The following is a 14,279-nucleotide window of genomic DNA, read 5'->3' as shown; positions in this document are numbered from 1 at the left end:
TCTTAATGTGATCGAAATCGATTACACATAATCCAAACTCACAACAATCTTTTCGATTTTTTTTACGGTTTCACTTAAAAGCATTTTTATATTTTCCGCTTTCTTTTCCGTATACCTGAATACCGGGATACCAACGCTGACCGCTGCGCATACACGACCGTTTTTAAACACAGGCTTCGCAATACATCTGATCCCCTCATTGGATTCTTCACATTCAAATGCAAAACCCGTTTTTCTAATCTCCAACAACTGCTGATATAATTTTTTAAAATCGGTAATCGTATAAGGTGTCATCGCTTTAAGCCCGTCACCGTACAGAACCCTCAGCTGCTGAAGAGAGTGTTCACATAAAAGAGCCTTGCCCACTCCGGTTCCATACGCACCGAGCTGTTTTCCAATTGCAGAGAACATACGGATCGGCTGAGGAGAATCTATTTTTATAAGATATAAAACATTGCCGCCGCTAAGTTTACAGAAGTGTGAAGCTTCGCCGGTTTCGTCCGTTAATTTTTGAAGCTGCTCGCGAACAGCAATATATGAATCCCCTGATCTCAAAAATGAAATACCATTTAAGTATAAGCGTATTCCTATCCTGTACTTGCCGGTCGCATTGTCGCAAGTAATAAACTGTTCATCTACGAGAGTTTTCACAATCGGAAACAATGTTCCAACCGGAATCTGAGTCTTGCGCGCTAAATCAGCCATTGTAAAATTGCCATCGCTTGATGCAATGGTGTTTAAGACATTGACAACCCGATAAGTGGGAGCATGCATTCCGTAACCTCTTATTCGTATATACGAATAACATTTGTATTTACAAATATATTGTAAAACCGAATTTCCGACTTGTCAAGTTTTATTTTTTCTTTTTTCCCTTATTAAAGATAAAAAACAATCGAGCCGTTTTTTATGGGAGACGCGCGCGATTGTTGCATACTGCCGGCAATTCCCGCCCATGCCCTAGACGTATTTTCCGCGAGCGGGTAAAATACATTGTTATAAAACGTATAAACAAATACAGAGGTAAGTATGAATTTCATCTTTTTAGGGCCTCCGGGAGCGGGCAAAGGCTCTCTCGCCGTCAAAGTCGCACAGGAGTACAAAATCCCCCACATTTCGACGGGCGATATTTTCCGCGCGGCGATAAAAAATCAAACGGAACTCGGGAAAAAAGTCAAAAGCATCATCGACTCGGGCGGCTTGGTGAGCGACGACATCACGTGCGCGCTGGTAAAAGAGCGGCTCGAAGCGGACGATACGAAAGGCGGTTTTATCCTCGACGGCTTTCCGCGCACCCTCGCACAAGCCGAAGCGTTTACGAAAATCTGCGACAACGTAACGGTCGTCAATTTCGTTATCAAAGATGAAGAAGTCATCAAGCGCCTTTCGACGCGGCGCGTCTGCAAAAAATGCGGAACGAATTTCAACGTACTCACGCTGCCGCCGAAAAAGGAAGGCGTCTGCGACAACTGCGGCGGTGAGCTCTATCAGCGGGACGACGACAAGCAGGAATCGATTTTGCACCGCATGGACGTATACCGCGAGCAGACCGAACCGCTTATCGATTTTTACCGCACGAGAGGAAAGCTTACCGACATAGACGGTGCGATTCAAACGGCACAATTATTAAACGAGTTCGAAAAAGCGTTTCCGAAAAAATGATGTCCGCCGTGGCGTACGGCATCGTATGCGGCGATACTCATAGGGCACTGTATGCAAAAGCGCGCGAAGGGTATCGCATGCGGATGTGTGCGCGGCGGTGCGAGGGCGGCATCGCATTCGCGCCGACAGATCGCGTCCGCAACAGGAGTTACTGCAATGAAAAAAATCGTACTGATCCCCGATTCATTTAAAGGCACGATGAGTTCCGCAGAGATATGCGGCATCATGGAAAAAGCGATAAAAAAATTTTATCCCGAAACGGACATCATACGCATTCCCGTTGCAGACGGAGGAGAAGGCAGCGTAGACGCCTTTCTCACCGCAGTCGGCGGAAAAAAAATCACCGTATCCGCCGACGATCCCTACTTTAATAAAATGGACGCATTTTACGGAAAACTTTCCGACGGAAAAACGGGCGTCATAGAAATGGCTGCCTGCGCGGGGCTTCCCCTCGTCGAAGACAGGCGCGATCCCGAAAAGACGACGACGTTCGGAGTGGGTGCTCTCATTCTTCGCGCGATCGAAGACGGCTGCACGAAACTCATCATGGGGCTCGGAGGAAGCGCGACGAACGACGGAGGCTGCGGAGCGGCTGCGGCATGCGGCGTAAAGTTTATCGATAAAACGGGAAAAGAATTCATCCCGACGGGCGGCACGCTCTGCGACATCGAACATATCGACTCGTCCGGTTTGCATCCCTCGCTCAAGGGCATCGAAATCGTTACGATGTGCGACATCGACAATCCGCTCTACGGAGAGACGGGCGCGGCATACGTTTTCGGTCCGCAAAAGGGCGCCGACGAAAAAGCGGTAAAAAGGCTCGATTCGGGACTCCGCCGCCTCGCCCGAATCGTCGAACGGGATCTGCACAAAGACGCTTCTCTCATGCCCGGCGCGGGAGCTGCCGGCGGCATGGGCTACGGCATGAACGTCTTTTTCGGTTCAAAGCTGCAGATGGGCATCGAAACGGTGCTCGATACGGTGAAGTTCGACGAACTCGTCAAAGACGCGGACTGCGTTTTTTCGGGCGAAGGAAAAATCGACACGCAGAGCCTGCGCGGAAAAGTCGTCATCGGCATCGCGCGCCGCACGAAAAAAGCGGGAGTACCGCTCATCGCGGTCGTCGGCGATATCGGAGACGACATCGAAGCGGCGTACGACACGGGCGTATCGGCAGTCTTCAGCATAAACCGCGTCGCAGTCGATTACACCCGCGCAAAGCCCCGCGCAAAAAGCGATCTTGCACTCACGGTCGAAAACATCATGCGCTTTATCGAATGCGTAAAATCGAAAATGTAATTCGCCTTTTAATCACAGACACACCGATTCGTCGATAACTTTTTTGAGCGTCTCCGCCGAATGCAAAAGCGCTTCCCTTTCTTTGTCGTCGAGTTCGAGCGGCACCTGCGTTTCCACTCCGTCCTTTCCGACGACAGCGGGCATGCTCAGTGCAACACCTTCGATCCCGAAAGTGCCGTGCTGTATCGTCGATACCGGCAAAATCGATTTTTCGTCGCGGCTGATCGCCTGACAAATGCGCCTGACCGCCATCGCTACCCCGTAATACGTCGCTTTCTTTTTTTCGATGATTTCGTACGCGCTGTTTTTAACTTCTTCGGCAATCCTGCGCATGGAATCTTCGTGTTCGTGAAAACCGCGCATATCGCAAAAGCGGTTGAGCTTGATGCCCGAAACGTTCGCACAGCTCCACGCGGCGATTTCGCTGTCCCCGTGTTCGCCGATGATAAAGGCGTGGACGCTTCTGCTGTCGACGCTCAAGTGTTCGCCCAAAAGATATTTCAGCCGCGCCGTATCGAGAACGGTACCCGAACCGAACACGCGGTTTTCCGGCAACCCCGAAAGCTTTACCGCCGTATACGTTAAAATGTCGACGGGATTTGCAACGATGAGCAGTACGCCCTGAAAATCCCGCTTTGCGATTTCCGGAATAATCGATTTGAAAATCGCAACGTTCTTTTTTACAAGATCGAGCCGCGTCTCTCCCGGCTTTTGCCCCGCGCCCGCCGTCACGACGACGATCGACGCATCTCGTATGTCGTCGTATGAGCCCGCATATATCTTCATCGGACCGGCAAAGGGAAGCCCGTGGCTTATATCGAGCGCTTCGCCTTCGGCTTTATTTTGATCCGCATCGATTAAAACCATTTCCGAATACAGACCGCTTTCCATCAATGCGAACGCCGACGATGCGCCGACAAATCCGCATCCGATAACGCCTATTTTTCTCGCGTTGACGACACTCATAGTTCTGCTCCTTACAGCTTCGCTTTCGATTTTATATCGATCGTAAGTATATAATAAATATAGTGAAAAAATCGCCGTCCGTGTACTGAAAGCGTTACCGGGACAATCGGCGGCACGTTGCACAAGCGGCGCTTCTTGCGCTATGCTTAGCGAATGACGGAAACAAAATCGCATTCACTGGTACGCTCCGGCATCCGCCTTTCGGTCGTCACGCTTTTATCGCGCATACTCGGCCTCGTGCGCGAAATGACAAAGGCGGCTTTTCTCGGAACCGGAGCGATAGCGGACGCATTCGGTATCGCATTTCAACTGCCGAATCTCTTTCGAAGGCTCTTCGCGGAAAACAGCGTTTCCGTCGCCTTCATTCCGACCTTCCGCGCATACGTCGAAGACATTTCGTCGGATGCCGACAAAACAAAGACGCAGGATTTCATCTCATCGACGCTCACCCTCGTCACTTTTTTGACGGGAGCCGTCACCGCTTTGGGTATCGTCTTTACGCCCGCGATCATTAAAGTATTTTACGGCAGCACGGATGCGGCGACAATGCCGGAAGCGGTGCTTCTCACGCGTATCATGTTTCCCTATCTCGCCGTCGTTTCGGTCGCCGCCCTCTTTCAGGGAATCTTAAACGGCGTCGGCGTTTTCACTCCCTCGGGCTTCGCTCCCGTTTTGTTCAACGCCGTCGTCATCGCGCTCACGTACATGCTAGCCCCATATACGGCGAACCCCGCGCGCGCTATGGCGGCAGGCGTCATCGCAGGCGGCTTTTCGCAAATGCTCTTTCAGCTGCCCTTCGTACTGCGAACGAAGTGGCGCGTTTCGTTCGCGTCGCTTAAAAGCGCGTTTACGAATCCCGGTACGAGACGCGTCATGCTCCTCGTGCTTCCAACCGTCGTCGGTATGGCCGCATACCAGATAAACGACGTCGTATCGAGTACGCTCGCAAAACGCGCGGGCATCGGCATATACGCGAGTCTGCAATATTCGCTTCGGCTGCAGGAATTGATTTTAGGCATATTCGCCGTGTCGATCGGTTCGGTTATTTTGCCGGACATGTCGGCGCTTGCGCAAAAAAAACGCTGGGACGATTTTACGGCGCTGCTCATCCGCGCCCTAAAAATCATCACGCTGATAGCGCTTCCGGTTACGTTTTATTCGCTTATCTGCGGAAAGGAAATCATTTCGCTCGTCTATAAAACGAAAAACTTTACCGACGAATCGGTAGCGATGACGCTTTCTGTGTTCCGCTTTCACATGATAGGTCTCGTCTTTATCGCGCAAAACCGCGTTTTGTCTCCGTCGTTTTACGCACAAAAAAATACCGTACTTCCGACGCTTGCAGGCATTTTCAACTTCGCCGTCAATATCGCGCTCGCTTCTCTTTTCGTCGGACGCATGAAAGGAGCGGGCATCGCGCTCGCCCTTTCGATCGCAAGCTTTGCGAATACCGTTTTTTTATGCGCCGCTCTTCCGCGCCTGCGTTCCGTCGACACCAAAAAGATTATTAAATCGTCGGTACTGTATGAATTGAAAATAATAATTTTCTCACTCGCCGCCGCTCTTCCCGTCTATATCGTGCGTCCGCGCCTCGTATCTTTTTTTGCAGGACACGGCCGCATCATTTCCGACGGAAGCGTCGTCGCCGTTTCCGCGCTCCTCTTCGCCGCCGTCGGCGTCGCCCTCCTTTTTTTCACGCGGGATGAAATCGCAAAACTCTGTGCGGAAAAATTCTTAAAGCGACGGCCGCCGCTTTAATCGACCGACAAAATACGCTATACTTACGCCTATGGTTTCGCATTACCTGTGGATTTTTTTTATTGCAATGGTACCGCTCATCGAACTGCGCGGCGCGATCCCCGTTTCGCAGGCATTTACGCCGCCCTTGCCGCTTTTGCAGTCCTACATCGTCTGTATCGCAGGCAATATGCTCCCCGTGCCTGTCATCTATCTCTTTGCGAGGAAATTTCTCGAGTGGGGTGCGGACAAAAAAATCATCGGAAATATCTGTACGTTTTTTCTTATAAAAGGAGAAAAGGCGGGTAAAAAGCTTGAGGCAAAAGCGGGTCGGGGACTTTTTGTCGCGCTCATGCTCTTCGTCGGCATACCGCTTCCCGGCACCGGCGCATGGACGGGTACGCTCGCTGCGAGCGTCCTCGATATGGATTTTAAAGAAACCGTACTCGCCGTTACGCTCGGTGTACTCATAGCGGGACTCATCATGGCGCTCGTAAGCTTCGGCGTGTTCGGCGTTATTCGGTAAGCGCGGAAATTTGCAATCGGGAATGTACGAACACGCCTCACATTTTCTCACATAAAAAAAACGGTACCGATAAGCGTCTTTGAACGCGTCTGAAAGACACGTCTGAAACAATCTTGCAGATATTTCCATTATAATGTATCATATCTAATTATGAAAAATAGCAAACTGCTATATCTGCTCTTACTCGGTTTCGCAGTTTTCCCGCTTACGGCGCTTGAAGGCGGGCCGCACCTGTATCTGCGAGCCGATTTCGGCGGTACTTTGTCGCTTCCGAGCATTTCCGATGACAGCTTAAAACAATTCAATAAAGACGCCGTAAAGATGACCGGTATGCTGAGCGGGCTTCTCATAAGCGGCGAACTCGAAGGCGGCTATATTTTCGATTCGAATCGCTTTTTCGGACTGCGGCAGGGGCATCCGTTCAGCGCACTCGGCGTCTTTGCATATATCGGCGTAGGACAGGGCAACACGTCGCAAAAAGTGTCGGCAGATGTTTCAGGAACCGCATTAGATACTTTTATGGTCGTCGATTTCACGCCCGTCATCGATTTCGGATTAAGCGCCAAAGCGTACTTTTTCAAAAATCGTCTCGCGCTCGGAGCAGGACTCGGCGGCCGCATGATAGCCGACATGAGTCCGGACTATTTGGTATATTCGACGGATCCCATTGCCGTCCCCACTGAAGTCGGGCAGATCATCGTCACTGAAGATATGATGAAAAAAATGAACCCGTTTATGTTTTCCATGAAAGGCACGGTCGAATACAATATTTCGCTCATCAAAACGACCGATATCATACTCGGCTGGTATACGCGATTCAATCTTTATCAGCCGAAATATTTAACGGCGCCGAAAAAGCTCGCCGACATTGCAGCCGCCAACGGAGGCGATATCACGCAGCCCTTTCCGGATTATTGGCTCAATTCGCTAGATTTCGGCGTGAATTTGGGCTTTGCATTTAAACTATAAGCTTTTCGGAGGAAGATTATGAAATCCGCAAATATACATAAACTGTGTGGAGCACTCGTACTTGCCTGTTTGATGCTTACATCCTGCCCCTCGCCGTTTTCGTCAAGCTACTATATACAACAGCAAAACCGAGCTGCAAAAGACGGAAACGAACAGGAAGATCCGGGAAACGGCGATACACCTATTCCTTCGGAGCCGGAGCCTCTCGAGCCGGGGACAATCAGTATGTTTTCGGTTATCCTGCCCGACGGTAAACTTGCCGAACCGAAAAACGATTCTACCGTTCATGATCAATTAGCCGGAAAGTTAAACACCGCAGACGGTTTTCCGTTTGCGCTGTTTCCCACAGCAAAATTCGACGACTGGAAATTCAGCAGTAATTTTTCGGGAAGCAATGTGCCTGAACCGAAATACGGCGGTACCGTAACATGGGAAAGCGCCCCCGAAAACAAAAACCCCGAACGTGAAAAATACGGCGGCAACGAAAGCGCTTCGGCCGGCAGCAATTCTATAAGTACCATGACATATTACCGCTATTGCGGCAAAAATCCGTTCAATCTGTATACGTCCGAAACATACGACGTATACGGGGAAAACGGCAAACCGACCGGTCAAAAAGAAACGCTTATGAAACGCTTTATATTTTACCGTTTTACGGGCAAAGGCGGCGGAGTTGTCGGTTTGGATAATTATCTTGTTGCCGTCGACACGTATACAAAATTGGTATTTGCGTTTGCAAAACCTATTGAATTTAAAAGCGTACTCGGCAATCAAGTACCGACAAAATGGGCTGCAGTAGATACCCACTCCGCCGGACCGGGAGGAAAAACATACCGCTTTTATCAATACGATCCGATCGGCTATGTAAAGGAAGACGGCTCTTTTTATTTAAACGATACATATAAAGGAAACCAGGCAAGCGGCAACTATGATCCGACTTTTACCGGAAAGTCTCCGTATATTGGTTTTGTGGGTGACGCAAGAAAACCTGCGATTAACATATCCAATATTGTGCTTAAAAATATTTCATTAAGGGATGTCGGCGGTGATTATCCGATCGGCGGCGGTTATAACCAAGCCGAATTCAAATATGAGCTTAAAGCCCGATACAATAATGAAGAATGGGATCCTCCTTTTTCATCAAATAAAGGCGGAAAATTATCTATAGATACAGGAAGCCATCAAAAACTACCGGGGGCTTATGTACACGAAATAGCAAAACCGGAGGAAGGCAGCCATTCGATTATCGTAAGCGTCGACATTTGGGAAGTCGATCCTTTGGCAGGAAATTCGGACGATGTTATTATAAAACACGAAAAACCGCTGTTTACACTCACGTACGATACGGCAAACGATTCGTGGAAGTTAACGGGAAATTCAATTCAATCCTATAAGGATAAAGACGGAGAATGGAAAGTAACATCAGTAACTATGGATGAACTGAAACGCGGGAAAAAATCTACCATGAAAATAGACCTTTCCGCATATATATCCGATGTTGTATGGGATTCTTGGCTACCCAGTAAAGTCGGTTGGGGCGACATGGAACTCTCTTTCGACGTCGAGTGGAAGTAAGCGCCTCTCTCCGAAGTTATAATCGATTATAGAAAAAGGCTGTCCCGGCGTGATACCGAACATCACAAAGGACAGCCTTTTTTATGCGCTTTTTCGGCAGAACGCTCTTGCCGTTTTCATTCAGACTTTGTCCTTTTACGAACCACAGCCGAATACGACGCACAAAAAAAACCGCCCCCTCGGAGCGGTCATTTTGTAAAAAGAATATCCTAAGCGTGCTATGCACTCGTAGCGGGCGCGGCGGAGCGGAGTTTCGGGCAAAGCGCACACGTACATCCGCGAGTTTTCTTTTGAAAACTCGAAGTTAAAAGCACCGCGCCATCTGTGCGGTGCTTTTACTTTCAACTTTCCGCAGGCGTTTCTGCAGGAGCAGCTTCCGCTGCAGGAGCGGCTGCAACCGGCTCTTTTGCCGGAGCTTCTCTGCGCGCTTTGTTTTTCATCGCCGCATTGCAGAATTTGCACACTTTCACTTTTTGTCCGTCGATTTCAACTTCGTACAGAACTTTGATACCGGTTTTATGACAGACGGGGCACTCGTCTCTGCCGCGCGACGGCAAAGAGCGCAAACCCGTTCCTCGATGATTTTTAGACATACATACTCCCATAAAAACTTTTGCAGGATGTTTCAACATCCGAAAAAGTTTTTAGTCGTGCGCGCGCCTCGCAACGAGCGCGTATGCGCGAAGTTTCGAGCGGCGCACATATCGAATAGTCGAGTTTGCAACGCAAACTCGAAATACGAAACAACGGCGATATTTTAGACGGCGTTTCGTATCATCTCCCATAACGTTTACGGAAAACGTCGGTTTTCATAAACGCTTTAAGGCACTGTCCGAAAAGTAAGCGGCTTTTAAGACAGTCCCCGTTTTTATCGATATTATTTTTTCGAGTCGGCTTTATCGGTTTTTGCCGATTTTTTTGTGCCGTCCGATTTCTTTTCCGTGCTCTTTTTTTCGCCCGCGTTCTTTTTCTCCGCCGACTTCGCCGCTTTTTTTTCGGCTTTTTCCTCTTCGCTCGACGTATCGAGTTTATAATCGACGAGTTCGAGTATGACGACATCGGCGGCATCGCCGCAGCGGAAACCGAGTTTTAAAATACGCGTATAACCGCCGGCGCGTTCTTTCATGCGCGGTCCGATCTCCGTAAAAAGCTTATTCAAGATTTTTTCATCGGAAATAAACTTTGCCGCCTCTCGGCGATTGTGCACGGAATCCTCTTTTGCGCGCGTGATCAGTTTTTCCGCAGATCTGCGCACTTCTTTCGCTTTCGACTGCGTCGTCGTAATGCGTTCGAATCGAAAAAGAGACGTTACCATATTCCGCGACATAGCTCTGCGGTGTGCAGGCGTTCGTGAAAGCGGATTAAATCCCATCTTATGATTCATCTGTTTCTTCCTTCTTTGTGATATTCAAATTCTTCAGATGACTGTAATCGGTCATGCCGAGCGACAAACCCCATTCCTGAAGCTTTTCTACAATTTCCGTGAGACTCTTTTTGCCGAAGTTGCGCGTCTTCGTAATATCGTCTTCCGTCTTTTTCGTCAGCTCGCCGATCGTGCGGATATTCGCATTTTTCAAGCAGTTCGACGAACGCACCGAAAGCTCAAGCTCGTCGACGGGAGTGTTGAGGATTTCGCGGATCCGCTTATCGCCCTCATCGCCGTCATCCCCTCCGGAAAGCGCAGTATCGTCAAAGTTGATAAAAATTCTGAAATGCTCTTCGGCGATTTTAGCCGCTTCGGCGAGCGCGTCTTCGGGAGAAATCGTTCCGTCCGTCCAGATTTCGAGCACGAGCTTGTCGTAATCGTTTCTCTGTCCGACGCGGCACGGTTCGATCGCATATTTTACTTTGACGATCGGCGTAAAGATCGCATCCATCGGGATCGTACCGACGATTTCGATATAATGTTCGTTTACTTCGGCAGGAACATAGCCTCTGCCCAAATCGACTTGGATCTCGATATCGACTCGCGCGCCGTCCGTCATCGTAAAGATGAGCGCGTCTTTCGTCATGATTTCAAGTTCGCCCTCTTTGGCAAAGTCGTCGCTTTTGACCGTGCCGGGTCCTTTGAACTCATACAAAATCGTCTCTTGCTCCGTATCGCCGGGCAATCGCAAACGCATCTGTTTTAAGCTGTTGATAACTTCCAACGTGTCTTCCGCGATATTCGGAATCGCTTCGAATTCGCTTGAAATGACATGCGGAACACCTTCGGCATCGTACGACGTAATCCTGACGGAAGTGACCGCATAGCCCTGAATCGAAGAGAGCAGGACGCGCCGGAGCGTATTGCCGATCGTCGTCCCGAATCCCGTTTCAAACGGGTACGCCGTAAACTTTCCGTAATTCGGATTCGTTTCGAGCGGGGTGTAAGTAATGCCTTTCGGTTTTTTAAAACCTTTAAGCAGATTTTTGCGAGCCATCTGAACTCCTTACATGCTGCGTGTTTTACGCGGGCGGCATCCGTTATGGGGAATCGGCGTAACGTCGGAAATCGATTTTACTTTCAGTCCCATGCTGCCGATTGACCGGATCGCATTTTCGCGTCCCATTCCCGGTCCCTTAACGTACACGTGGACTTCGCGCAAGCCGTAGCTCGCGGCTTTTTGAATGGCGGATTCCGCAACCGTCTGCGCGGCAAACGGAGTCGATTTTTTCGCTCCGCGGAAGCCGAGCCCGCCGGAAGACGCCCATGCAATCGTATTGCCCTGCAAGTCGGTAATCGTAACGATCGTATTATTGAATGTAGCTTGAATGTATACGTTGCCTTCGTATACGCTCTTTTTTTCTTTTCGCTTTTTAACCGTAGCCATTGTATCTCCCAAAAACGCCGCATCGGACGGCGCCGTATCTTTTGCCGCAAAACGCATCCGCACCTTTTACGCCGCAAACGCACGGCCGGAGCGGGTATGCACAAAACCGCTTACGCCTTTTTCTTGTTGGCGACCGTCTTCTTTTTGCCTTTGCGCGTGCGCGCATTCGTGCGCGTGCGCTGTCCGCGTACCGGAAGACCGCGTCTGTGGCGCAGTCCGCGGTAACAGCCGATATCCATAAGGCGCTTTAAGTTCAGACCGATTTCCGTGCGGAGGCGACCTTCGACTTTATAATTTTTGTCGATCGCTTCGCGCACGCGGGCAAGCTCTTCTTCCGTAAGATCGTTTGCCGATTTTTGCGGATCGACTTTAGCTTTTTCGCAAATATCGCGCGCCGCGGGGCGGCCGATACCGTAAATATACGTCAACGCAATGCTTATGTGTTTGTTCGGGATGTCCACACCCTCAATTCGAGCCATACAGTTTCTCCTTAGCCCTGTCTCTGCTTATGCTTCGGGTTCGTGCAAATGATGCGGATGATGCCGCCCCGTTTGATGACCTTGCAATTTGCACAGATCGGTTTTACGCTGGTTCGTACTTTCATACTGTTCTCCCATGCAATGTTTCCGCTATCCGCAAAGCCTAGAGGCTCCGCGACCTGATTCTGCCCTTCGTCGTCAATCCGTCGTGATGGTGCATTTTGAGAAGGGCTTCAACCTGACTCATCGTATCCAAATCGACACCGACCATAATAATCAACGACGTTCCGCCCATCAACATCGCGATGGACTGCGGAAACCTGAAAATCGTTTGAATAAAGGTCGGCAATATCGCGATAACGCACAAAAATATCGCGCCGGGCAATATGAGCCGATTCAATATCCGCTGCAGGTATTCTTCCGTTTTATCCGTCCGCACGCCGGGAATGGAGCCTCCGTTTTCCCTGATGTTTTTTGCAATTTCCGTGGGGTTCAGCGTTACCTGAGTGTAGAAGTATGCAAAAAAGACGATGAGGATGACGAGAAGAATATTATACCATACTCCGTTCGGCGTGAGAAACGACGCGAGGCGCGCCACCCACCGTGCGGAATTCCGATTGCTTCCGAACATTTGAATAAGCTGGATCGGGAACGTCAAAAGCGAAGACGCAAAGATGAGCGGGATGACGTTCGACGGATTGATCTTAAACGGGATATACGTGTTTTGTCCGCCGTACATTTTCCGTCCGACGACGCGCTTGGCATAGTGTACGGGTATTTTCCGTTCGCCCGATTCTTCGTATACGACGAGCGCGATGATACCGATAAACATGACAAGCACGATGATCGCAAACACAAACTGTACGTCGCCTGCAACGATTTTCCGGCCGAGTTCCACGACCGCGCTCGGAAGACGCGCAACGATACCCGCAAAGATCATCATCGAAATGCCGTTGCCGATACCGCGCGACGTAATTTGGTCTCCGAGCCAAATCGTCACCATGGAGCCGGTTGTAACGGTTATCATCGCAAGCATACGGAACGCGATCCTGTTTTCAATAACGATTGAATTCGGAATGCTCGACGCGTAAACCGTCACCGCATAGGACTGGAGCAGACACACGAAAATCGTGCCGACCCGCGTCCACATCGCGATTTTACGCTGACCGCCGTCTTCTTCGGCGACGCGCTTCAACGACGGAAAGATGATCACCGCAAGCTGCATGATGATCTGCGTCGAAATGTACGGCATAACGCCGAGCATGAAAATAGAAAAATTCGAAAAAGCACCGCCGACGAAAAAGTCCATATAACTCGCAAACGCGTTTTTGTTTTGGCGTGCGAGCTCGTCAAAGTAGGACAGGAGCACGTTCGCGTCGATACCCGGTATCGTCAGGACGCTTCCCATACGGAAAACGGCCAAAATCAACAGGGTAAAGAGCAGACGGCTGCGGAGCTCTTTGATTTTAAACATATTCACGATAGAATTACCTGCCATGACGTAAACTCCGCGTTATTTTTTCTTGTCGCCGGCAGGTTTTGCCGCCGCCTCTTTTTTCGCATCTCGCGCTTTCGCGTACGCCGCATTCCGCTCTTTTCTGTTTTGTCCGACGGCTGCCTGAACTGTCCCGCCCGCCTTTTCGATCTTCTCTTTTGCGGACGCGGAAATCTTATCGACCGTTACCGAAAGCTTTTTCGTTACGTCGCCGTCGCCGAGAATTTTGATCTTCGCATTGCGCTTCGACGGAATGAGTCCCTTCGCAACGAGGGAAGCGCGGTCGACGTTTTCTCCGTCTGCGAACTTCGCTTCGAGATCCGAAACGTTGAAATAGAGCACGTCTTCTTTAAAACGCGCGTTCGAAAATCCGCGCTGCGCGACGCGGCGGAAAAGCGGCATCTGACCGCCTTCGAATCCGACGTAGGGGTTGCCGCCGCCCGAACGCGATTGCTGACCTTTATTGCCTTTTCCCGCCGTCGTTCCCAGTCCCGATGAGGAACCGCGGCCGACGCGCTTGGGTTTTTTATTTGCGCCTTCGGGCGCGTGAAGTACGGGATTGTAATCCGACATTATTTCGCCTCCTCGACTGCAAGAAGGTGAGAACATCTTGCAATCATCCCGCGAATCGAAGCGTTATCGTCGTGCACGACCGACGAATTGAGTTTCCCCAGACCGAGCGAACGCACGGTCGCTTTTACATCCGACTTCTGTCTGATCGTGCTTTTTTTAAGCGTAATCTTGAGTTTACCTGCCAT

General features: G+C 50.1%; 17 protein-coding genes. 6 read left to right on the top strand and 11 right to left on the bottom strand.

What is annotated here, in order from left to right; genetic code table 11:
- Nucleotides 1-21: 21 nt before the first annotated feature.
- Nucleotides 22-774: an IclR family transcriptional regulator gene (locus JSQ97_RS03310; RefSeq protein WP_205074733.1), complete on the bottom strand. Its 753-nt coding sequence runs from the start codon at nucleotides 772-774 to the stop codon at nucleotides 22-24.
- Between the two features lie 255 nt (nucleotides 775-1,029).
- On the opposite strand from JSQ97_RS03310, the gene JSQ97_RS03305 reads away from it, so the two are divergent.
- Complete coding sequence (locus tag JSQ97_RS03305; protein ID WP_205074732.1) at nucleotides 1,030-1,662, top strand: adenylate kinase; 633 nt, start codon at nucleotides 1,030-1,032, stop codon at nucleotides 1,660-1,662.
- Nucleotides 1,663-1,818: 156 nt separating this feature from the next.
- Nucleotides 1,819-2,961, top strand: a complete 1,143-nt coding sequence (locus JSQ97_RS03300; protein ID WP_205074731.1) for a glycerate kinase family protein — start codon at nucleotides 1,819-1,821, stop codon at nucleotides 2,959-2,961.
- Between the two features lie 12 nt (nucleotides 2,962-2,973).
- Here JSQ97_RS03300 and JSQ97_RS03295 read toward each other — a convergent pair whose 3' ends face one another.
- On the bottom strand, nucleotides 2,974-3,927 hold the full coding sequence (locus JSQ97_RS03295; protein WP_205074730.1) for an L-lactate dehydrogenase: 954 nt from the start codon (nucleotides 3,925-3,927) through the stop codon (nucleotides 2,974-2,976).
- Between the two features lie 153 nt (nucleotides 3,928-4,080).
- On the opposite strand from JSQ97_RS03295, the gene murJ reads away from it, so the two are divergent.
- The 4 genes from murJ (at nucleotide 4,081) to JSQ97_RS03275 (ending at nucleotide 8,734) form a co-directional block, all read left to right on the top strand.
- A complete protein-coding gene (murJ, locus tag JSQ97_RS03290) occupies nucleotides 4,081-5,685 on the top strand; it encodes a murein biosynthesis integral membrane protein MurJ (RefSeq protein ID WP_205074729.1) in 1,605 nt (534 codons plus the stop codon).
- A gap of 31 nt (nucleotides 5,686-5,716) precedes the next feature.
- Nucleotides 5,717-6,190, top strand: coding sequence for a COG2426 family protein (locus JSQ97_RS03285; RefSeq protein WP_205074728.1), 474 nt, complete (start codon nucleotides 5,717-5,719; stop codon nucleotides 6,188-6,190).
- Between the two features lie 150 nt (nucleotides 6,191-6,340).
- Nucleotides 6,341-7,159 (top strand): hypothetical protein, encoded by an 819-nt coding sequence (locus tag JSQ97_RS03280; protein ID WP_205074727.1) that lies wholly within the window; start codon nucleotides 6,341-6,343, stop codon nucleotides 7,157-7,159.
- Nucleotides 7,160-7,177: 18 nt separating this feature from the next.
- On the top strand, nucleotides 7,178-8,734 hold the full coding sequence (locus tag JSQ97_RS03275) for a hypothetical protein (RefSeq protein WP_205074726.1): 1,557 nt from the start codon (nucleotides 7,178-7,180) through the stop codon (nucleotides 8,732-8,734).
- Nucleotides 8,735-9,075: 341 nt separating this feature from the next.
- On the opposite strand, the gene JSQ97_RS03270 is transcribed toward JSQ97_RS03275, so the two are convergent.
- From JSQ97_RS03270 to rpmD, 9 genes are all read right to left on the bottom strand, one after another.
- Complete coding sequence (locus JSQ97_RS03270; protein ID WP_187384817.1) at nucleotides 9,076-9,327, bottom strand: hypothetical protein; 252 nt, start codon at nucleotides 9,325-9,327, stop codon at nucleotides 9,076-9,078.
- A gap of 284 nt (nucleotides 9,328-9,611) precedes the next feature.
- Nucleotides 9,612-10,118 carry a 50S ribosomal protein L17 gene (gene rplQ, locus JSQ97_RS03265; RefSeq protein WP_187384818.1) on the bottom strand — a complete coding sequence of 169 codons (507 nt, stop codon included), beginning with the start codon at nucleotides 10,116-10,118 and terminating at the stop codon, nucleotides 9,612-9,614.
- Nucleotides 10,108-11,157 (bottom strand): DNA-directed RNA polymerase subunit alpha, encoded by a 1,050-nt coding sequence (locus JSQ97_RS03260; RefSeq protein ID WP_205074725.1) that lies wholly within the window; start codon nucleotides 11,155-11,157, stop codon nucleotides 10,108-10,110. Before JSQ97_RS03260 ends, rplQ begins: the two co-directional genes overlap by 11 nt.
- Nucleotides 11,158-11,166: 9 nt before the next feature.
- Nucleotides 11,167-11,547 (bottom strand): 30S ribosomal protein S11, encoded by a 381-nt coding sequence (rpsK, locus tag JSQ97_RS03255; protein ID WP_205074724.1) that lies wholly within the window; start codon nucleotides 11,545-11,547, stop codon nucleotides 11,167-11,169.
- 110 nt (nucleotides 11,548-11,657) lie between these two features.
- Nucleotides 11,658-12,026, bottom strand: a complete 369-nt coding sequence (gene rpsM, locus JSQ97_RS03250; protein ID WP_205074723.1) for a 30S ribosomal protein S13 — start codon at nucleotides 12,024-12,026, stop codon at nucleotides 11,658-11,660.
- 11 nt (nucleotides 12,027-12,037) lie between these two features.
- The gene (gene rpmJ, locus JSQ97_RS03245; protein WP_021331253.1) at nucleotides 12,038-12,151 is read right to left on the bottom strand and encodes a 50S ribosomal protein L36; all 114 of its coding nucleotides are present in this window, start codon (nucleotides 12,149-12,151) and stop codon (nucleotides 12,038-12,040) included.
- Nucleotides 12,152-12,189: 38 nt separating this feature from the next.
- Nucleotides 12,190-13,524 carry a preprotein translocase subunit SecY gene (gene secY, locus JSQ97_RS03240; RefSeq protein ID WP_205074722.1) on the bottom strand — a complete coding sequence of 445 codons (1,335 nt, stop codon included), beginning with the start codon at nucleotides 13,522-13,524 and terminating at the stop codon, nucleotides 12,190-12,192.
- A gap of 15 nt (nucleotides 13,525-13,539) precedes the next feature.
- Nucleotides 13,540-14,094, bottom strand: coding sequence for a 50S ribosomal protein L15 (rplO, locus tag JSQ97_RS03235; protein ID WP_205074721.1), 555 nt, complete (start codon nucleotides 14,092-14,094; stop codon nucleotides 13,540-13,542).
- Nucleotides 14,094-14,279: a 50S ribosomal protein L30 gene (gene rpmD, locus JSQ97_RS03230; RefSeq protein WP_180486846.1), complete on the bottom strand. Its 186-nt coding sequence runs from the start codon at nucleotides 14,277-14,279 to the stop codon at nucleotides 14,094-14,096. Before rpmD ends, rplO begins: the two co-directional genes overlap by 1 nt.

This window comes from Treponema sp. Marseille-Q4523, from assembly GCF_016901105.1.
GTDB lineage: Bacteria > Spirochaetota > Spirochaetia > Treponematales > Treponemataceae > Treponema_D.
The sequence above is the reverse complement of the archived record's forward strand: the minus strand, read 5'-3'. Positions and strand labels throughout refer to the sequence as shown.